The organism is Sphingomonas sp. SDUR79, from assembly GCF_056821745.1.
In genome coordinates this window covers 1045445-1066381 of record NZ_JBPDIN010000001.1, presented here as the reverse complement: position 1 = coordinate 1066381, position 20937 = coordinate 1045445, and the positions used below count along the sequence as shown (strand labels likewise).

Here is a 20937-nt window from a genome sequence, read left to right as displayed (position 1 = left end):
GGAACAGACATGACCCGCTCCCCCCTCGCCCCCGCCAGCTTCCCCACGCTTCCCGCAATCCCCGGCGTCACCCTCCGCGTCGCCCGCGCCCGCTACAAGCAATGGGACCGCTGCGACCTGACCTTCGTCACGCTGGATGAGGGTACGGCGGTCGCGGGCGTCACCACGACCAGCAAATGCCCCTCGCCCGAAGTCGAATGGTGCCGCGACGCGCTCCCGCTCGGCCGCGCCCGCGCGCTGGTGGTCAATGCAGGGAACAGCAACGCCTTCACCGGCAATCGCGGCCGCGCTGCGGTCGAGGCAATCGCCGCCCGCGTCGCAGGGCATCTCGGCTGCCAGCCGTCGGACGTGTTCGTCTCCTCAACCGGCGTGATCGGCGTCCCGCTCCCGATCGACAAGGCTGAGGCTGGCCTCGACGCCGCCTTCACCGCCGAACCGTGCGGCTGGGAGGATGCCGCCAACACCATCGGCACCACCGACACCTTCGCCAAGGGCGCAGCGACCTCCGCCATCGTCGATGGCCGCACCGTCAATCTGGTCGGGATCATCAAGGGCAGCGGCATGATCGCCCCCGACATGGCGACGATGCTCGGCTATGTCTTCACCGATGCCGCAGTCGATCCCGCGTTTCTCCAGCGGGCGCTGAGCGACGCCAACCGCAAGAGCTTCTCCTGCATCACAGTCGACAGCGACACCTCGACCAGCGACACCGTCCTCGCCTTCGCCACAGGCGCAGCGGGCAATGCCCCGCTCACCGATGATGACAGCGGCGGCGCCGACGCATTCCGCGCCGCGCTCGCCGACCTCTGCCTCCAGCTCGCCCATCTCGTCGTCCGCGACGGCGAGGGTGCGTCGAAGTTCATCCGCATCGATGTCGAAGGCGCCGAAAGCGACGCCAGCGCGCACCGCATCGCGCTGAGCATCGCCAATTCGCCGCTGGTGAAGACCGCCATCGCAGGCGAGGACGCGAACTGGGGCCGCATCGTCATGGCCGTCGGCAAGGCCGGCGAAGCCGCCGAGCGCGACAAGCTCGCCATCACCTTCGGCGGCGTTCAGGTCGCGTCAGGTGGCCTCGCGGTCGAAGGCTATGACGAAACCCCCGTCGCCGCGCATCTCAAGGGCCAGGACATCGAAATCGGCGTCGATCTGGGCCTCGGTGAAGGCCGCGCCACCGTGTGGACCTGCGACCTGACCCACGGCTACATCTCGATCAACGCCGACTATCGTAGCTGAGGCTCAGCGCGTTTATCTGGGATCGCTCTACAGCCGTTTGCCCTGAGCTTGTCGAAGGGCCGTAGTCTGCTCTCGTGAGTGCAGGAACGGTGCTTCGACAAGCTCGGCACAAACGGGAAAGAGAATCGGGCTAAACACGCGATGCGTTAAACCCACTCCTGACCCCTCCCTTTCAGGAAGGGGTCTGATGTCGGAACAACCTAGCGTACCGGTCCAAGCGGTTCGATGGTCTCGACTACGGTGAGATCAATACGCCTGCCCGCTCCGCCAAAATGGCCGTAACCACAAAGCAGCGCGGGCGGCTCGACCGTCCCGCGACTGCGCATGACGCCTTTGAACGTCACGCGATAGGCCAAGCCATTCGCACGCTGCGTGATGCCGAAGCGTTCACCCACGCCGACAATGTCCGGCTCGAAATTGACGATTGGGCGCGCGCGAAAGTCGAGATCGCCGATGCCAGCGGCACCTTCGAAGAACCGCTGGCCCTCGAAGTCGTCGACAAAGATGCCGCTGAACCGTCGCTCCGGCTCGACAATCTCGGCCGGACAGGCGGCAGCGGCCTGCGCTGGCATGCCCAGGCTCAGCAATACCAGCGCACCGATCATCTCACACCACGCTCTCGATCCACGCCTTCAGCTTGGACTTGGTGTTGATCTCCTGGATCCCCACCTGCTGCGCGACCTTCTGCCCATCCTTGTAGACGAACAACGTCGGGATGCCGCGAATGCCAAGCTGCCCCGGCGTGTCGGGATTTTCCTCGATGTTCAGCTTGGTGATGGTGACCTTGTCGGCCAGCTCCTCGGCCAGCTCTTCCAGGCTCGGGCCGATGATCTTGCACGGGCCGCACCATTCGGCCCAGAAATCGACCAGCACGGGCTTGTCGGACTGCAGCACGTCGGTTGCAAAGCTCTCGTCGGTAACGGCCTTCGCCATGTCTCAAATCTCCTTGTGTTGCTGCCTAACTAGGGTCGGCAGCCGCCCGTCTCAAGCATCGAGTGCCAAGCTTTGTTCGCTGCCCGCGAAGCCCGGCTTGTGCGCCGCGACCAGATCGGCGGGCAGTTCGAACAGCACCGGCCCCGCCGTGTAGAGCAGCCCCGCAACCACCTCGCGCCCCGGAAAGATCACCTCCAGCGCGGCGACATAGGCCGCCATCTGCCGAACATGATAGGGCGGCACATCGCCAAGCGAAGCCGGCGCGCGCCGCCCAGTCTTGAAATCCACCACCAGCACGCGGCTGTCGGTCACCAGCAGCCGGTCCGCCGTTCCCGAAACGACATGGCCGCCGCTAACCACCGCCGCGACCGGCGCCTCGGCCAGCGCCTCCGGCCCAAACAGGTCGGCAAAGCGCGGCTCGGCCAGCACCCCCAGCGCCGCACGCGCCAGCTCGGCCCGCTCGCCCGCATCCTCAATGCCCCCCGCGCCCGCCAGCCAGCGCTCCGCCACCTCAGCGCGGCGCTCGGCAGCAACCACGGGCAGCCGCTCGAGCAGCGCATGGATCAACCGCCCCCGCTCCGCAGCCGCACGCAGCGCCGCGGCCGGCGGCGGATCGGCCACAAGATCCTCACCCAGCGAAGACGGCGCCAGCGGTCGCGGTGGTCGCGCCTCGACCGGAGCCGCCCGCCGCGCCCAATCCGGCACCGCACCCGCCGCCTCGCCGGTCTCCGCGACGACAGCCTTACGCGGCACCGCGCGGGTCGGCGCCAGGCCGGTAAAGCTCCGCTCCCCTTCCCCTGCTTCCACGCCCAGCGCGTCCAGCCCGGCAGCAGCGGCCGTGTACCAGCTCAACTCCGGCGGCCCGTTGGTCGCGCGAGCACCCAACGACCCCGCGATCACCAGCCGCTCCTCGGCCCGCGTCGCCGCGACGTAGAACAGCCGCCAATGCTCCTCCAGCTCGCGCGCTTCCGCCGCGCTCACCGCCCCATCGACCGGCCCGCCGCGCTCGGCCTTGCCGGGGCGGAACACCGGCAGCTTCTCCTCAAAGCCCTCCGGCTGCCACTCGACAAAATCCCCGCGATTACCCGCCACCGGGTCCGCCGTCGCATCGGCCAGGATCACAAGCGGTGCCTGCAGCCCCTTCGCGCCATGCGCCGTCATCACCCGCACCGCCGCCTGCGGTTGCGCCGCATCGCGCACGATCTCGACATCCCCCCGATCGAACCAGTCGAGGAAGCGTTGCAGCGTCGGCGTCGCCACCCCCTCGAACCCCAAAGCCGCCGTCAGCAACTCCTCGATCGGATCGAGCGCCTCCGCCCCCAGCCGGTGCAGCAGCTTGCGCCGCCCATCCATCGGCCCGGTCAGGATCGCCTCGAGAAACCGGTGCGGCGTCATGAAATCCGCCCGCGCGAGCAGCCCGAACAACGGCTCCAGCCGCTCCGGCGTCTGCGTCGCGCGCAAATGCCGCCACAGGCTCCCGCGCTCGCGGATCGCCGCAACCATCAACTCGTCCTGGCTCCACCCGATCAGCGGCGACACCAGCAGCGCCGCCAGCGACAGGTCATCGTCCGGCTGCAACGCAAACCGCACCGCCGCGAGCAGATCCTGCACCGCCAGCGGCGCATTCAGCCGCAGCCGATCAACCCCCGCCACCGGCACACCCTCGGCATAAAGCCGCGCGACGATCAGCCCGGCCAGCTCACCACGCCGCCGCACCAGGATCATCACATCCTCGGGCCGCAGCACGCGTCCCTTGCTCTCCAGCTCCAGCGTGCCGATCCACGCCTTGATCTGCCGCGCGATCCGGCTGGCGAGCTCGCGCGTCGCGTCGTCGATCCAGCCTTCCTCATCCTCGGGGTCGCCGCCAGTCACCACCGGCGGCCACAGTGTCACCGTCCCCGGCCCTTCGACCCGGCTGGCATGCGGCTCGGGCTCGGCGAACGCGCCCATGCCCGGCGGGGGCAGCGCACCAATCGCCGCATCGACAAACTCCAGCACCGGCGCGGTCGATCGGAAACTGTGCACCAGCGACAGCGTATCCAGCGCCCCCGCCGCGCGCGTGTCGAAATGCGTCTGCGCCGCGCGGAAATTGACCGGGTCGGTCCCCTGAAAGCCAAAGATCGCCTGCTTGTAATCCCCGACCGCAAAGATCGTCCGCACCTCCTCGCCATGCGCACCCTCGCCGGCAAAGAACTCGTCCGCCAGCGCGCGCACGATCCGCCACTGCGCGACATTGGTGTCCTGCGCCTCGTCGATCAGAACGTGGCTGGTCGCCTGATCCAGCTTGTAGCGGATCCAGTCGCCCATCCCCGGCTGTTCGAGCAGTGCCACCGCCTTGCCGATCAGATCGTCGAAATCGACCGCCCCCGCGCGCCGCTTCGCCGACGTGTAGGTCGCCGCATACTCACGCCCCGCCGCCAGCCCCTGCGCCAGGCAATCGACATAGCCCGCGCGCGCCACCATCCCCTGCACCGCGATGCACGCCTCGCCCAGCGCGACCGCCAGCTCCGCGTAATCCGGTTCGAGTGTGAGCAGTTTCCCCTTGAATACCCGGAAATCGCCGTCCTTCTTCAGGGCGATAAGGCTGAGGTCACGCAGCTGCTCAAATCGCCCGGCGGGATCAGCCGCGAGCCAGCGCTCGGCTATCGCGGCATCCTTGTCTCCGGTCGCCGTTTTCCAAGCGTGGTTGGCATCCGCAAGACGGCGCACCGCGTCGGTGTCGAAATGTTCGTCATCGCACCAGCGCTGTGCTTCGGCCGCGACATCGCCAGACGGCAGCCCGAACGCCCGCCGCAACCATGGCTGGATCCCGCTCGGCATCGCCGCCATCGCCTCGGGCGCGCGGGCACAAGCGCTCAGAAACGCCTCGGCCTTGCCCTCGCCCAGCCGCAGGCTGAGCGCGCCCACCGCGTCGATCACCCACCCGCGCCCCTCGCGCTCGGCGGTCACCAGCATCTCCGCCAGCGCCTCGCGCGCCAGCGCCGATTCCTCGCGCGCCTCCAGCGGCCGGAACCCCGGCGTCAGCCCCGCCTCCACCGGAAACGCCGACAGCAAAGTCTGGCAGAAACTATGGATCGTCTGGATGCGCAAGCCGCCCCCCGGCGCATCGAGCACCTTGGCGAACAAGGTCCGCGCCAGCGCAATCTGTGCGTCATCCGCAGGCTCGCCCAGCGCCTCCAGATCGGCAAACAGCTCGGTCCGCTTCGCCCGCACCCAATATGCCAGCCGCCCGCTCACCCGCGCCGCCATCTCCGCCGCGCCCGCCTTGGTAAAGGTCAGGCACAGGATCGCCCCCGGATCGACCCCGCGCAGCAACAGGCGAAACACGCGGGCGGCAAGCACCTGCGTCTTGCCCGTCCCCGCGCTGGCCGACAGCCACACGCTCGCCTCCGGCTGCGACGCCGCCCCCTGGCTCCCGGCGAGCGGGGGAAGTGCGGAGATATTAGCGCCGCTCACGGCCATACCATTCGTCCCGGCGCATCAACTGGTCATAGTCGGAATAGGGCGCATATTCGGGGTGCAGCTTGGCGGTGAACGCCTCTCCCCCGGTCAGATAGCGCCCCGCCGTATCGGCGAACTTCTCCGCCGCATTCGGCACAAACTCCTCCGGCTTCATCCGCCCATATTTCTCCGCCGGATCGACCGGCGTCGCGACATAGCCGAACTCGCCATTCTTCCGCGCCAGCGACCAATATTCGAAACAGCTCGCCCGCCCCGAAATCCCGGCAAACCCGCCACGCTCCGCAATCAGGCCCAGCAGGCCCAGCTGCAGGCTATACCCCGCGCGCACCGCCTTGGTGCTCGGCGGCTGGCCGGTCTTGTAATCGACAATCCCGATCGTCCCGTCGCCCATCGCATCGATCCGGTCGAACTTGCCGGTCAGCCGCACCCCGGCAATGTCGATCCCGCCCTCCTGCTCCACCGCCAGGATGCGCCGTGCCGGATGCGCCGCCGTCTCGCGCACGATCCAGCGCACCGCTTCGATCAACCGTGGCTGCCACAGCGCGCGCATCATCGGGTGCGCCGCGCGCAGCATCTCCAGCACGCGCGGCTCCAGCGCATCGGGGTCACAGCCATCATGCCGCGCCCATTGCTCCAGCGCGTCATGCACCGCCGTTCCGCGCCACGCCGCGCTCGGATCGGCATCGACCGGATCGAGCGGGCGCAGTCGCAGCATCCGCTTGGCGTAAAAGGCATAGGGGTCGGCCTTCAGCCGATCGACATCGGTCACGGGAATCGATCGCGGCCGGATCGCCACCGGCGGACACGGCTCGGGCCGCGTCACCGGCTCATGCACCCCCGGCACATCGATCGCGCGCGCCCATGCTTCCAGCTCGCTCGCCCGCTCCAGCCCGCCCGACAATGCCTCCAGCCGCAGCCAGAAGCGCGACGCGATGGTCGGCGCCCCCGCATCACGCTTCGCCCGCGTCAGCAACACCTCACGCGCGCCCAGCCCCTGCGCCAGATCATGCGCCGCAAGGCCAATCCGCCGCTCCAGCCCCGGCAGCCCCAGCTCGCTGCGAATCCGCGGCGCCAACCACGGGTCGGGCGCGGGCAGCCCCGGCCATACACCTTCGTTCAACCCACCGAGCACCAACAGGTCGGCAGCGTGCAACCGCGCCTCGATCACGCCGAGGATCGCGAGGCGCGGATGCCCACCCTGTGGCGGCCGCACCGCCACCTCGTCCATCAACGTCCGCAGCAATGCGGGCAGGCTCGCCGGGGCAATCAGCGCAGGACCATGCACCGCCTCACGCTCCAGATCGTCGAGCAACGCCGCCGCCGCGCGCCCATCGACACCCGCCCAGATGCGCTCGCCGCACAACCGCTCGGCACACTCCCGCAACTGCGCCAGCAACGTCGCGGGCGGCACCAGCTCCGCCGCAAATGCCGCCTCGATCGGTTCGAGCAGCGCCGCAATCTCCCCCCAGGGTTCGATCGCCCGCCCCCGAATCCGCGCATCATAGCCCTCGGGATCGGCCAGATGCGCCGCCACCCCCGCCAACCCCGCAGGCGGCCTCGGCCCCCGCAGCGCCAGATCGAGGATGCGCACCTGCTCCAGCCACCCGATCCGCGCGTCGCCCGCGCGCACCAGCGGATGCTTGAGCAGCGCCAGCAACGCCATCGGCGCAAACCCCTGCGCCGCCGCCTCGGCCAGCGCCAGCAACAGCGTCCCCGGTGGCAGGATCGACAGCGCCGACCCCGCCGAATCGTCGATCGCAATCCCCCAGCGCGCGCAATGCGCCGCCACCCGCTTGGCCAGCGCGCGATCCGGCGTCACCAGCGCCGCAGTCCGCCCCGGCTCCTCCAGCGCCTGACGTAGCGCCAGCGCAATCCCCTGCGCTTCCTCCGCCGGGGTCGCAACCTCAAGCACGCGCACGCCTGCCAGCCGCCGTTCACCGGCGGGCAGGTCGCTCCACAATGTCGTCCGCTCGGCCGGCATCATCGCGCTTGCAATCGCCTTGCTCCGCGCGGGCGGCGCATCCAGCTCGGTCGCCACGCGCCAGCTCTCGAACTCGCCGCGCTGCACGCCCATCCGGTCGATCAGCAGCTTCAGATGGAATTGCGGATGCGTTTCCAGGCTGCGCTTGCGCCGTCCGCTCACCGGGTCAGCCGGGAACGGCCCCAGCATCGCCCATTCCTCATCCGCCATTGCCAGATCGACGCCCGGCAGCACCACCTGCCCCTGCCGCAGTCCCGCAACGACCCGCAGCAACCGCGCAATCGCCGGCGCGCTCGTCGTGATCCCCGCCGCGCACACAAAGCGCTCCGGCGGCTCCGCCCGCCACCGCGCCGCGACCCGGTCAAGCAACCGGTTGCGCCGCTCGGCAAGATCGATTCGGCCAAGCTTCTCAAGCTCTTGCGGCCATTTCTCGAGAATGATTTCGAACAGATCGAGCGCACGCTGCCAGTGCACCGTCAAATGATCGAGCAGCACCACGTCGCGCAGCGCGGTCGGCGCGATCTCCTCGACCAGCATCTGGTCGAGCGTCCGCCCCAGATCCCCCGCCAGCCGCACCGCTTCCGCCGCATCGACGCTGCGGTCATGCGCTTCGATCAGCCGCGCCAGGATCATCCGCCGCTGCAACGGATCGACCGCGGGCGGAATCGGCGCGTCATCGTCCGCCGGATCAAGAAACGGCCCAGCCGCCTCGTCCAGCTCGGGATCGCCGATCGCCACCATCCGCGGCAACAACAACCCGCCCCCGCTCGCCCGTACGAACGCATCGGTAATCGTCCGCTTGGCGCGATTGGTCGGAACCAGCACCACCCCCCGCGCCAGCCGCAACAGATCGCCCCCATGCCGCCGGATCAACCCCTGCGCAAGCGCATCGGCAAAGGCACGATGCGGCGGGATGGTGTAGAGGTTGAGGCGGGTGGTCATGGGGATGCCGACCGTAGCGCAGGGCACCGGTTAGGCAAGCGTGCCCCCCCCCTTTTCGTCACCCCGGACTTGTTCCGGGGTCCACCGGGAGGCGAGCGCGAAGAAGACGGCTAGAGCACCGGAATTGAGGCATAGTGGACCCCGGCACAGGGCCGGGGTGACGCTAATCGGGAAGGCAACCCTTCCGCCAGCACCGCCTCAATCGCGGCAATCGCAAGCGGGCTTGCCGCCGCCTGTATCCGCGGGAGGACCAGATTCGCCTTTTCCCTCACAGACCGACACGCCCACTTTGACACCGATGGCGCGTTCATCCGCGACATGTTCGCATCGCCTCATGCGACCGCCCCGCCCCATCGCGCCGGACCACGCCACCTTCGGAATCTCACAACTGCCAAAAACGCGCGGAAAACCGCGCCTTTCAGCCCCCAGCTTTCCTACAAGAACCTATTTGGTTATATTGTGCCGATCGCCAGCCACCCGGAAACCCGAATGTTCACACTCACCCGTCCGCCAGCACCGCCTCGGTCGCCGCAATCGCTGGCGGTGAACCCACGTCGAACCACAGCCCTTGATGCACCACGCCGAACGCGCGCCCGGCCTCCATCGCGCGCTGCCAGAACAGGTTCGTCGAAAACGCCCCCTCCGGCCAGTCGCGGATCACGCGCGGTGAGAGGATCTGGACCCCGGTATAGACAAAGGGTGCCAAGCGGCCAGGCTTGCGCCGTCCGACGATCTTGCCGAACGGATCGAGGTGAAAATCCCCCTGCCCGCCATGGCAATGCGCACGGGCGAGCGGGACGAGCAGCAACAGCGCGTCCATCCGCTCATCGTCCCACGCCGCCGCCAACTGCCGGATCGCGTCGATCGGGCCGTCGACCCACAGGTTATCGCTGTTGACGCAGACAAAGGGGTCATCGCCCAGCATGTCGCGCGCCTGCACCAGCCCGCCGCCGGTCTCCATCAGCTGCTTGCGCTCGTCGGACACCAGCACCTCGATGTCCTTCACCCGGTGCGTGACATGCGCCTCCAGCGCATCGGCGAGGTAATGGACATTGACCACCGCGCGCTCGACGCCCGCGCTGCGCAGCCGGTCGAACACATGGTCGATCAGCGGCTTGCCCGCCACCTCGACCAGCGGCTTGGGCCGGGTCGCGGTCAGCGGGCGCATGCGCTTGCCCAGCCCCGCCGCCATCACCATCGCGGTGCGCGGCACGGCCCCAGCCGGAACGGGCCGGATCGCCAGCGTCTTTTTCGCGCTCACGCCTGCACCACCACCATCGGGTCGCCGCGCAGATGAGCCGGGATATTCGCGTCGAACCAAGCCTTCACCGGGGCAAGCGCCGGATGCTGAAGATCGCGCTCGAGATAGCCCCACACACGCGGACAAAGGCCGGGGTAACGCGGCTTGCCGTCGCGCTGCCACAGCCGGGTGAAGATGCCGATGATCTTGGCATTACGCTGCGCGCCCAGCACATGATAGGCGTCGACAAACGCCTGATCTGCGCCGGTAATCCGGCGATAGCGGTCGAGCATCGCCGCCTCCAGATCGGGATGCACATCGCGCCGCGCGTCTTGCAGCAGCGAGACCAGATCATAGGCCGGATGCCCCGCCAGCGCGTCCTGGAAATCGAGCAGGCCCAGTGTCTCGCTCCCCTCGATCAGCATCAGGTTCTCGGCATGATAGTCGCGCAGCACCGTCACCCGCTGTCCGTGCAGCGTCGGTGCCAGCACCGCATCCCACGCCGCGCGATACCCCTCGACATCGGCATCCACGCCAATCGCCGGACAATACCATTCGGTCAGCAGCGCCGCCTCCCGCTGGCAGGTCGCGACATCATAGGGATCCAGCTCAGCCGCTTCATGCCCGCGCAGCCGGATCAGCACATCGATCGCCGCCTCATACAGCCGCAACTCGCTCTCGGGCGCGGCATCCACCGTCTCACGCAGCCGGGCGTCGCCGAAATCCTCGATCAGGACCAGGCCGACCTCAAGGTCTTCGCCATAAATGGTCGGCGCAGCAAAGCCGCGATCGGTCAACCAGCGCGCGATCGAGATAAACGGCCGCGGGTCCTCATGCGGCGGCGGCGCGTCCATCAGGATCGCGCTGCGCCCCGGTGCCTGCACCCGGAAATAGCGGCGGAACGACGCGTCGCCCGCCAGCGGCAGGATTTCGCTGTCCCCCCAGCCGATCTCGGCCAGGAAATGGGGTGCCCGCTCGGGCGGGTTCATGTCGGGGGGCGAGACTACGCCGTCGCTCATAGGGGCCATCGGTCCTTCCATGCCGCCGGCACACGCGCTGTCAAGGCGCGCGATCCATCGGTTTCGATCGTCAGTGTCAGCACCAGGGCGTCCGCCCAAAAACTCTCGGGCAGCCGTTCCGGCCATTCGACGAGCAGCAGCGAATCTGCGCGCCCATCGTCCAGCCCCAGCTCCTCCGCCTCGTCCGGATCGTCGATCCGGTAGAGGTCGACATGCAGCACCGGAAACGCGACCTCGGGCGGGTCATAGGGCTGGACGATCGCATAGCTCGGCGACGGCGCCTCGCCCTCCAGCCCCAGCGCAGCGAGCAGCCCGCGCGCAATGCTGGTCTTGCCCGCGCCCAGCGGCCCTGACAGCGCGACGACATCGCCCGGCCGCACTTTTGCTGCGAGCGCGCGCCCGAACGCCTCGGTTGCCGCCGCATCCGCCAGCGCGATCATGCGCGTGGAAGCTCCGCGACCACCATCGTGCCCTGCCCCGGCTCGGTCACCAGTTCGATCGTCCCGCGATGCGCCTCGACAAACTGTTTGGCGATCGGCAGGCCGAGTTGCAGCGCGCGCTCACCATTGCGGCTGATCCCCGCCTGCGCGAAGCGGTCGAACGCCTTGGCCGCGACCTCCGCTGCCATGCCCGGGCCGTCGTCAGATACCACGATTCGCGCCTTCTTGTCTGACCCGTCGATGTGCAGCAGCACGCGCCCACCCTCACCCGTCCCGCTCACCGCGTGGCGCAGCAGATGTTCGATAATCTGGCGGATACGGCGCGGATCGCCCTGGATGCTTCCGGCGCTTCCCTGAATCTCGACCGCCAGCTCGATCTTCTTGGTCTTGATCGACGGCTGGACATTCTCGACCGCTGCGCCCGCGACCAGTTCCAGATCGACCGCCTCGCGCGCCAGTGCTCCGCCATCGCGGGTCAGGTCGAGCACATCGTCGACCAGATCGCCGAGCCGCCCGACCGACTCCAGGATCGCGCCCGAATAATCGACCGCCGTCTGCGGCAATTCGCCCGCATAGCCATTGTACAGCATCTCCGCGAAGCCCTTGATCGACGTCAGCGGGGTGCGCAGCTCGTAACTCATGCTGGCGACGAACGCGGTCTTGATCCGGTCGGCCGCCTCCAGCGCGTCGTTGCGTTCGCGCAGTGCATTCTCGATCCGCCGCCGGTCGGAAATGTCGAGCATCGTGAACAGCGCGTTGCCATCGGGCAGCGGCACCGCCGCCACCTCGAAAATCCGGCCATCGGCGAACTCGATCGATCCGCCGCGCTGCTGGCGCTCGACCGTGGCGGCGCGCACCAGATCGCCGATCAGCGACGCGCGGCCCGGCTTGGCCAGCTTGCCCGCAGCTTCCTTCGCCAGGGCATCGACCCGCGGATGCGCGGTGATGAACGCGTCCTCAAACCCCCAGGCGGTCTTGAACCGGTTATTCCACAGCTGCAGCCGCCCGTCGGCGGCGAACACGCCCAGCCCCTCGAACAGATTGTCGAACGTCGCTGTCCGCACCCGCAACAGCGTGTCGCGCGCGCTCGCCAGCTGCACCTGCTCGGTCAGGTCCTCGAAAATCGTCAGCAGCCCGCCCTCGGGCAAAGGCTGGGCGACCACACGAAGATGCGTGCCGCCAGGCAGCGTCCAATTCTCCTCGCGCGCGCTTTCCGCCGCCAGGAACCATTCGCGCCGCTCATTCTTCCAACCCGGAAAATCGCGCACGACGGGCAGGCGATTGGCCTCACGCATCCGCTCCAGGATGCGGTCGAACTCGGGCCGATCGGCCAGCCATTCGTTCTTGAGCTCAAAGATGCGCCGGAACGGCTGGTTGCAGAACACCAAAGCCCGATCCGGTCCGAACTGCGCGACGCCCGCCGACAGCCGGTCGAACATCGCGCGCTGCGCCTCAGCCGCGCGCTTGATCCCGCCGCGCGCCTGTTCCAGCTCCTCGACATCCACGGCAAAGCCCGCGACCCCGCCGGTCGGCAACGGCACGTCATGGATGTGCAGCGTGCGCCGCTTGCCGCCGATCGTCGCGGGCAGCTTCACCATCTGCGGCGCGTTCACCTCCCGCGCGTGCGCCGCGCTGGCAAGCGGCCCGCCCGGTGCCGAGGCATCGACCAGCTCGATGCCGGACGCGACGACCTGCTCGGCATCCTTGCCCTCGACCGCCTCGACATAAGCATTGTTGACCATCGCGATGCGCAACTCGGGGTCGCGATACCACATCGGCATCGGCGCCGACTGGATCAGGCCGGTCAGCGCGTCGAACGCAACGCGATAGCGATCGGCCTCCGCCGCGAACCGCGCGACTTCCTCGCTCGATTCGGTCGCATCGAGGAACCACAGCACCGCCCCGCCCGGTGCGCGCACCGCGTCGGGTGCCCGCATGCCGCTGGCAAGCAACGTCCGGCTCGCCCCGCGCACTGGCACGATCATGCGGAACGGCTTGCCCGCACGCTGCGCCGCGCTGACCTCCTGCCCCAGCACCTGCGCATCTTCGGGCGCGAGGACGGAATCATTATCGATCAGGTCGGAAAAATGCACCGGCACAGTGTCGAAGCCGAACAGATTGGCGAGCGCGATCGACAGATCGATCCGCCCGTCCGCGCGCACGATCATCGCCAGCGCCGGCGACCCCGCTGCCAGCGCGAGCAAGCGCGCATTGGCATCGCTCAACCGCGCGGCCCGCGACCGTGCGCGCAACCCGACGAAAAGCATCAGCCCGCCAGCCGCCAGCAACAGTGCAAGCGCCGCGCCGGCCAGGGCCGCTGCGGTTTGGGAAATCTCGATCAACGCGCCGGAACCTTCATGACCCCCGCTCTTACGAAGTCGTGCTGTCCCCGGCAACGCCCACAAGCCCGGCGCGGACGGTGATGGCCCATCCTGACCCGGAGCGGGAAGCGGCACCGGTCAGCTGACACAAAAAAAGGGGCGCTCCGATGCTCGAAGCGCCCCCTTTCCGTTCGGCTCTACCGCTTAGTAGCGATAATGATCCGGCTTGAACGGCCCCTCGACCGACACTCCGATATAATCGGCCTGACGCTGGTTCAGCTTGGTCAGCTTGACGCCCAGCTTTTCGAGGTGCAGCGCCGCGACCTTTTCGTCGAGGTGCTTGGGCAGGACATAGACCTCGTTCTTGTACTTGTCCGACGCGGTCCACAGTTCGATCTGGGCCAGCACCTGGTTGGTGAACGACGTCGACATGACGAACGACGGGTGACCGGTCGCATTGCCCAGGTTCACCAGGCGGCCCTTCGACAGCACGATGATCTTCTTGCCATCGGGGAACTCGACCTCGTCGACCTGCGGCTTGATCTCGGTCCACTTCATGTTGTTGAGGCCAGCGATCTCGATCTCGCTGTCGAAGTGGCCGATGTTCGACACGATCGCCATGTTCTTCATGGCGCGCATGTGATCGACGGTCAGCACGCCTTCGTTGCCGGTCGCGGTCACGAAGATGTCGGCGCGCGGGGCGGCCTCTTCCATCGTCACGACTTCATAGCCTTCCATCGCCGCCTGCAGCGCGCAGATCGGATCGATTTCGGTGACCAGCACGCGCGCGCCGCCATTGCGCAGCGACGCCGCCGAACCCTTGCCGACATCGCCGAAGCCGGCGACGCAGGCGACCTTGCCGGCCAGCATCACGTCGGTGGCGCGACGGATCGCGTCGACCAGCGATTCCTTGCAGCCATAGAGGTTGTCGAACTTCGACTTGGTCACGCTGTCGTTGACGTTGATCGCCGGGAAGGGAAGCTTGCCCTTCTTCGACAGCTCATACAGGCGATGCACGCCGGTGGTGGTCTCTTCCGACACGCCCTTGATCGCGGCGACGGTCTTGGTCAGGTAGCCCGGACGCTCGGCCAGGAAGCGCTTGAGCGTCGCGACGAAGATTTCCTCTTCCTCGTTCGACGGGGTGAACAGCTCTTCACCCGCCTCGACGCGCGCGCCCCACAGCGCGAACATGGTGGCGTCGCCACCGTCGTCCAGGATCATGTTGCAGGTCTGGTCCTGACCCCAGTCGAAGATGCGGATCACGTAATCCCAATATTCTTCCAGCGTCTCGCCCTTGACGGCGAAGACGGGGATGCCGGCGGCCGCGATCGCGGCGGCGGCATGGTCCTGGGTCGAATAGATGTTGCAGGTCGCCCAGCGCAGTTCGGCACCGAGTTCCTTCAGCGTCTCGATCAGCACCGCAGTCTGGATCGTCATGTGCAGCGAACCGGTGATGCGCGCGCCCTTGAGCGGCTTGCTCGCGCCGAATTCCTCGCGCAGCGCCATCAGGCCCGGCATTTCGGTTTCTGCGATCTCGATTTCCTTGCGGCCGAACGCGGCGAGGCTGATGTCCTTGATGACGTATTCGGTCTTGTCGAGCACGGTGGCCACGATCTTTCTCCGGCTAGTGAATTTATCGCCGCGGCATGCCCACGACTGTGCCCGCGCCCCTAGCCGATCCCGCCGCATTGCGCAAACGAAACATAAAGATATCTTTATATGGCGTTCTCGATCGAGCTGAATTGACCGCGTTGACAGCAATTTCCACCGCTGGCACCTCTTCTGCCGAAGGGCATTTTGGGGGCTTTGCAATGAAGATTCGGTCGAACACCGGCGCCGCCGCGCTGGCGCTGATGGTTGCGTGCATGGGCTCAGCTCCAGCGCTGGCGCAGGCTGCTAAGGCGGAGAAGGGACCCTCGCTTCACGTCCAGTGCGACGGCAATCCCAACAATATGAGTGCGGGCGAGACGGCTGCACGGCTGATCGGCGCGATCACTCTGCTCGCGCTGTTCGCCCCGCCGCCGGAAAATGCCGACCCCGACAAGCGCAAGTTCGGAGCCGAAGGCGTCGCGATCTGCTCAACACTGATCGACGGCGAAAAGCGCGAGACCAACGACTATCGCCGGGTCAATTTGATCCTCGGTCGCGCGATCCACCGGATCGAGGCGAAAGATTACGATGGCGCCGTCGCCGATGCCGAACTGGCCCGGTCGCAAGCCGAAGCGGCCGGGTTCATGGCCAACCCCTATTATGTCCGGTCGCAGGGTCGCGCGTTCGACCTGATCGCCGCCGCCGCCCAGTATCGCGCGGGCAAGCCGGTGGAGGCGCGTGAGACCGCACTGCGCAATTTGGGCGATGCGCAATTCCTCCTCACCCCGTTGCTGAGCGTTCCCGAATATCTGCTCATTGACCCGGCCGACTCTCCGCGCGAGGCGGAATTCCGCGCCTGGCGTAGCCGCCTGGGCTTCGGCACCGGCGCGCAGGCCGACCGACTCGAAGAATGGGGCCGTTTCGCCGAAGCCGCCGCCGTGCGTGAGGCACAGGTCGATTTCAACAAGCGCACCGTTCCGGAATCACGCAGCAGCGCGGTGATCGCCCGCGCCGCCATCGCGTTGGCGCTGGCGGGCAATGCCGAACTGTCCGACACCCGCATCGCCGAGGCCCGCGCGAACGCTGAAAAGCGTCGCGCAGCCGGCGACACCGAAAAAGATGCGAGCGAGATCGTCGAGCTGTTGGACCTGCACGGCATCATCCGCCAGACCCAGCGCGGCGAACTGACGGCGGCGCGGCGTCTGTTCGCGGCGCGCTCGCAATGGGTCGCTGCTTCATTCGGCAGCGTGGTCGAGGTCACACGGCGCCTGCGCACGGGTGCGAGTCCCGAGGAGCTGATCGGCGGCCTGTCCCGCGCTCCTGACGCACTGTGGAAGGACCGGCTTGAGACCCGCCGCGCCGAGGCGCTGGCCAAGGACAGCGACAATGCGACGTTGTTCCGCCTGATCCCTTCGGTCGATTCCGCAGCGGCCTATCGCAACCTGTCCAAGCAGGTGTGGCGCACCGACAAGTCGAAGCTGGTCCTCGAGCTGAAGGACGACAGCAAGTCGAAGCTGAAGATGGAACGGATGTTCTATTACGGTGCCGATTTCGACGCGCTATTCCCCGCCTACGCACTGCACGCGGCATTGCTCGCCAAGTCGCGCGGGCATCAGGGGTTCACGATGCTCCCGATCGTCGGCGACCGGCTCGTGCTGGCCGCGTTCATCACCGGCAACAAGGGTGATCCCGGCCTGTCCGACCCGATGTTCGCCGATGCCGAGCAGGTGATTGCCGCGCTCTCGCCGGTCATCCCCTCCCCCGAAACCATCCGCGCCGAGCAAAAGGCCAAGAAGTAACCGCTCAGCCGACCGATGTCCGTGCGAGGACCAGCGCACGGATATCGGCACGGATGCGGAACGCCATCGCGGCAAGCATTGCTTGGCGGGGGTCTTCAGGCCGTTCCAGCGCCAGGGGTCAACAGGCGCGGGTCGATGCCGGCGCGGGCGAAGCTGCGCTCCCAACGCTGACCGGCATCGCTGTCGTAGAGCAACGCCGCGTCCCCCGGCACGTTGAACCAGCCATGGCGCGTCATTTCCGCATCGAGCTGCCCCTCGCTCCAGCCGGCATAGCCGAGTGCGACGATCCAGCGTGACGGACCGGTCCCGTCGGCGATGGCGCGCAGCACGTCGATGGTGCCCGACAGCGCCCAGCGTCCCGCGACATCGATCGTGTCCTGCCCACCCCAGTCGGTTGAATGCACCACGAACCCGCGGCGGGGCTCGACGGGGCCGCCATAATGAAGCGGCGCATCGGGCGCGACACCCGGATCGATTTCGAACTGCCCGAGCAGGTCGTGGAGGGTGAGCTCTTCCAGCTCATGCCCGATGCCGACCCCCAATGCGCCCTGTTCGTCATGCGCGCACATCGCGATCACCGCCCGCTCAAACCGGGGATCGCCGATTCCGGGCAAGGCGAGCAGGATCTGCCCGGTGAGAAAACTGCTCTCTTCCATCGAACGCGAACATAGTCCCGCAGCTTCCACTTCGCCACGCTTGAAAATCGCGGCGGCCATGCCACTTGCACGACCAGACGCAGTTCAGCGCAGCGAGAGGAAACCCAGATGACCATCCAGATCGGCGACCGCATTCCTACCACCACCTTCGTCAAGGCGACCGAAAATGGCCCAGAACAGGTCAGCTCGGACGAATTTTTCGCGGGCCGCAAGGTCGCGCTCTTCTCGGTCCCTGGCGCGTTCACCCCGACCTGCTCGGCCCGTCACCTGCCCGGCTATGTCGAAAAGGCGGACGCGCTGAAGGCCAAGGGCGTTGACGAGATCGCCTGCACCGCGGTCAACGACGCCTTTGTCATGGGCGCATGGGCGAAGAGCGCCGATGCCGGCGACGTCACGATGCTGTCCGATGGCAATGGGGCCTTTGCGAAGGCCGTCGGGCTCGAATTTGACGGCAGCAAGTTCGGCATGGGCACGCGCGGCCAGCGTTATGCGATGCTGGTCAATGACGGCGTGGTCGAGCAGCTCCACGTCGAAGCGCCCGGCGAGTTCAAGGTCAGCTCGGCCGAGCATATGCTGGAAAACCTCTAACGGTTCCGGTCGCGCGCCGGTTCGCCGTTGACGGCGGAACCGGTGTGCGGCGAAGCTGTTGTCATTGCCGTAGGGAGAATTCGATATGACCGAAGAGACCAAGCCCGCCACCACCCCGGCGACCACTGAAACGGCCACTGGCGACGAGTCGCTGTTCAGCCAGGCCAAGGAAGCGCTGACCGACGCCGGTGAAGCGATCAGCGAAGCGTTCGACGATGTCGTCGATGCCGCAAAGAAGAACCCTGTTGCCGCCGCAGCCATCGCCGCTGGCGCTGCTGCCGCAGTTGCGGGGGCCGCGTTCGGTGTGAGCAAGTTGCTCGACAAGGACGACGACAAGTAACGATTTTCGGGGGTGCCGCATCGACCGGCACCCCCTTTTTCCTGCCATCTTGCCAAAATACGCCGTGCCATTTAGCGGTGGAAGATGACACAAGCAGAACAAATCGTCGCCGAACTGGATCGGCTGCACACCGCCTCCGTCACCCGCCTGCGTGAGGCGCTCGATCTCTATCTGACCCAGGGGATTGCCCCGGATCCGGCGCACCGCACCGACGGCAGCTTCGCCTATCCCGAAATCCGTGTCCGCTACCGCAACGAAGTCGATCGCCCGACCCCGGCGCGCAGCTTCGGCCGCCTTGTCGAACCCGGCGATTACGCGATCAGCGTCACCCGCCCCGCGATGTTCGCCGCTTATCTGGTCGAGCAACTGACCCTGCTGATCGAGGATTATGACGTCGAGGTCAGCGCGACCACCGGCCGTCAGGAAATCCCCTTCCCCTATGTGATCGACCCCAGTCATGTGCTGAAGATGGATCAGGTGTCGGTGCTCGAACTCGCCCGGCATTTCCCCGCGACGGAGCTGGCGCATATCGGCGACGAGATCGCCGACGGCAGCTGGATCAGCCAGGACGGCACCCGCCCGCTGGCGCTGTTCGATGGTTTGCGGACCGATTTCAGCCTCGCGCGGCTACGCCACTATACCGGCACGCCGACCGAGCATGTTCAGCAATATATCCTGTTCACCAACTATCACCGCTATGTCGACGAGTTCGTGCGCTGGGCGGCGGAGCAGGTTGGTGAGGGCAGCCGCTTCACCGGCGTGTCCGGGCCGGGCGGCATCGTGTTCAAGGCTGGCGACGACCCCGAAATGCTGCTGACCGACAGCGCGTGGCGGCGCCACCAGATGCCGGCTTGGCATTTGATGGCCGAGGACGGAAGCGGGATCACGCTGGTGAACATCGGTGTCGGCCCGTCCAACGCCAAGACGATTACCGACCACCTTGCCGTGCTGCGTCCTGAGGCGTGGCTGATGATCGGCCATTGCGGCGGCCTGCGCCCCAGCCAGCGGATCGGCGACTATGTCCTCGCCCATGCCTATCTGCGCGACGACCATGTGCTCGACGACGTGCTGCCGCCGGAAATCCCGATCCCGGCCATCGCCGAAGTACAGCAGGCGCTGGCGCGCGCGGCCGAGGCGGTGTCGGGCCAGTCGGGCGAGGAACTCAAACGCCGCCTGCGCACCGGCACGATCGTCACCACCGACGACCGCAACTGGGAATTGCGCTTCTCGCGCTCGGCGCTGCGCTTCTCATTGAGCCGCGCGGTCGGCGTCGACATGGAGAGCGCGACGCTCGCCGCGCAAGGCTATCGCTTCCGCGTGCCGTATGGCACGTTGCTGTGCGTGTCGGACAAGCCGCTGCACGGCGAGCTGAAACTGCCCGGCCAGGCCAACCGTTTCTACGAACGCGCCATCGCCGAACATCTCAAGATCGGCATCGAAACCTGCGAGCAATTGCGGCGGGAAGGCGCCAAGCTGCATTCCCGCAAGCTGCGCGCGTTCAACGAACCGCCGTTCCGGTAAGTTTGGGCCGAGCGCGCGCTTTTCATTGACGCGGGAAACCGATTGGCGTCAGGTTGGTTACTGACACGAAACCACTGGAGTTGCGTGATGGCGAAAGCCCCGACCACATCGAACGACGGCGACACCCCGACCGAGGCCAAGGCACAAGCCAAGCCGCGCCGGGCGGCAGCGAAGCCGACCGCCAAGGCTGACGAAACCAAAGCACCCGCCCCGGCCAAGGCAAACGCTCCGGCGAAGCCCAAGGCACCTGCAAAGGCACCGGCCAAGGCAAAGGCACCGGCCAAGCCAAAAGCCGCGCCAAAGCCAGCGGCGGAACCGCCCGCAGCCGTGGAGACGCCCGCAACGCCGACCAAGGCCCCCGCGCGGAAACCGGCCGCTGCCAAGCCTCCGACCGCCGCCGACAAGGCACCGCCCCCGCGCCGCACCGCTGCCACGCGCAAGCCCGCTGCAACCACCAAGCCGCGCGCATCCACGCGCAAACCTGCCGCCAGCCGCCCGCGCGCTGCGGTCGAGGCTGCTGCGGCGAAAGTCTCTTCGGCTGCGCACAACGCCGCGCAAACTGTCACCGACTCCGCCCCCGTGCAGTTCGTGGCCGAGACGCGCGAGAAAATGGGCGACCGCAATTTCTTCGCGACCTTGATCGGCGGGGTCGCGGCGATCGGCGCGGCTGTCGCCGGCATTTTCTACGCTGTGCAAAAGGGTCAAAGCGGGCCCAAGGACGACGCAGCGCCCGCCGGGGCGACCGCGCATCAGGCCGACGGCACCGACAGCTCCGCCTCGTTCGAGGCGGGGATCGCGGACGAAGGCACGATTCCGGACAAGCTTCCCAGCTGACCGGAACGCAATCGCACAGTTAAGGCCGCCGCGATCAC

At 67.3% G+C, this 20937-nt stretch carries 16 protein-coding genes; 6 read left to right on the top strand and 10 right to left on the bottom strand.

Annotated features, from left to right (window positions below):
• Positions 1-9 precede the first annotated feature (9 nt).
• The gene (argJ, locus tag ACRYLO_RS05055) at positions 10-1233 is read left to right on the top strand and encodes a bifunctional glutamate N-acetyltransferase/amino-acid acetyltransferase ArgJ (protein WP_482659169.1); all 1224 of its coding nucleotides are present in this window, start codon (positions 10-12) and stop codon (positions 1231-1233) included.
• 200 nt (positions 1234-1433) lie between these two features.
• Here argJ and ACRYLO_RS05050 read toward each other — a convergent pair whose 3' ends face one another.
• The 9 genes from ACRYLO_RS05050 to ahcY form a co-directional block, all read right to left on the bottom strand.
• A complete protein-coding gene (locus ACRYLO_RS05050; RefSeq protein WP_482659168.1) occupies positions 1434-1838 on the bottom strand; it encodes a hypothetical protein in 405 nt (134 codons plus the stop codon).
• A gap of 1 nt (position 1839) precedes the next feature.
• Positions 1840-2166: a thioredoxin gene (trxA, locus tag ACRYLO_RS05045; RefSeq protein ID WP_482659167.1), complete on the bottom strand. Its 327-nt coding sequence runs from the start codon at positions 2164-2166 to the stop codon at positions 1840-1842.
• Positions 2167-2217: 51 nt separating this feature from the next.
• Positions 2218-5628: a double-strand break repair helicase AddA gene (gene addA / locus ACRYLO_RS05040; RefSeq protein WP_482659166.1), complete on the bottom strand. Its 3411-nt coding sequence runs from the start codon at positions 5626-5628 to the stop codon at positions 2218-2220.
• Positions 5609-8551 carry a double-strand break repair protein AddB gene (gene addB / locus ACRYLO_RS05035; RefSeq protein ID WP_482659165.1) on the bottom strand — a complete coding sequence of 981 codons (2943 nt, stop codon included), beginning with the start codon at positions 8549-8551 and terminating at the stop codon, positions 5609-5611. Before addB ends, addA begins: the two co-directional genes overlap by 20 nt.
• A 499-nt stretch (positions 8552-9050) precedes the next feature.
• Positions 9051-9749 (bottom strand): nucleotidyltransferase family protein, encoded by a 699-nt coding sequence (locus ACRYLO_RS05030; protein ID WP_482661675.1) that lies wholly within the window; start codon positions 9747-9749, stop codon positions 9051-9053.
• Between the two features lie 59 nt (positions 9750-9808).
• Positions 9809-10780 carry an aminoglycoside phosphotransferase family protein gene (locus ACRYLO_RS05025; protein ID WP_482661674.1) on the bottom strand — a complete coding sequence of 324 codons (972 nt, stop codon included), beginning with the start codon at positions 10778-10780 and terminating at the stop codon, positions 9809-9811.
• 26 nt (positions 10781-10806) lie between these two features.
• Positions 10807-11250, bottom strand: a complete 444-nt coding sequence (gene tsaE / locus ACRYLO_RS05020) for a tRNA (adenosine(37)-N6)-threonylcarbamoyltransferase complex ATPase subunit type 1 TsaE (RefSeq protein ID WP_482659164.1) — start codon at positions 11248-11250, stop codon at positions 10807-10809.
• A complete protein-coding gene (locus tag ACRYLO_RS05015) occupies positions 11247-13592 on the bottom strand; it encodes a sensor histidine kinase (RefSeq protein ID WP_482659163.1) in 2346 nt (781 codons plus the stop codon). Before ACRYLO_RS05015 ends, tsaE begins: the two co-directional genes overlap by 4 nt.
• 183 nt (positions 13593-13775) lie before the next feature.
• Positions 13776-15182, bottom strand: a complete 1407-nt coding sequence (gene ahcY, locus ACRYLO_RS05010; protein ID WP_482659162.1) for an adenosylhomocysteinase — start codon at positions 15180-15182, stop codon at positions 13776-13778.
• 200 nt (positions 15183-15382) lie between these two features.
• Between ahcY and ACRYLO_RS05005 the strand changes: the two genes are divergently transcribed.
• On the top strand, positions 15383-16960 hold the full coding sequence (locus tag ACRYLO_RS05005; RefSeq protein WP_482659161.1) for a hypothetical protein: 1578 nt from the start codon (positions 15383-15385) through the stop codon (positions 16958-16960).
• A gap of 95 nt (positions 16961-17055) precedes the next feature.
• On the opposite strand, the gene ACRYLO_RS05000 is transcribed toward ACRYLO_RS05005, so the two are convergent.
• Positions 17056-17616: a YqgE/AlgH family protein gene (locus ACRYLO_RS05000; RefSeq protein WP_482661673.1), complete on the bottom strand. Its 561-nt coding sequence runs from the start codon at positions 17614-17616 to the stop codon at positions 17056-17058.
• 108 nt (positions 17617-17724) lie between these two features.
• Between ACRYLO_RS05000 and ACRYLO_RS04995 the strand changes: the two genes are divergently transcribed.
• The 4 genes from ACRYLO_RS04995 to ACRYLO_RS04980 all read left to right on the top strand — a co-directional run bounded on the left by ACRYLO_RS04995 (position 17725) and on the right by ACRYLO_RS04980 (position 20899).
• A complete protein-coding gene (locus tag ACRYLO_RS04995; protein WP_482659160.1) occupies positions 17725-18204 on the top strand; it encodes a redoxin family protein in 480 nt (159 codons plus the stop codon).
• A gap of 85 nt (positions 18205-18289) precedes the next feature.
• On the top strand, positions 18290-18544 hold the full coding sequence (locus ACRYLO_RS04990) for a hypothetical protein (RefSeq protein WP_482659159.1): 255 nt from the start codon (positions 18290-18292) through the stop codon (positions 18542-18544).
• Between the two features lie 84 nt (positions 18545-18628).
• Positions 18629-20065, top strand: a complete 1437-nt coding sequence (locus ACRYLO_RS04985) for an AMP nucleosidase (RefSeq protein ID WP_482659158.1) — start codon at positions 18629-18631, stop codon at positions 20063-20065.
• Positions 20066-20152: 87 nt separating this feature from the next.
• Positions 20153-20899 carry a hypothetical protein gene (locus tag ACRYLO_RS04980; RefSeq protein ID WP_482659157.1) on the top strand — a complete coding sequence of 249 codons (747 nt, stop codon included), beginning with the start codon at positions 20153-20155 and terminating at the stop codon, positions 20897-20899.
• Positions 20900-20937: the final 38 nt, after the last annotated feature.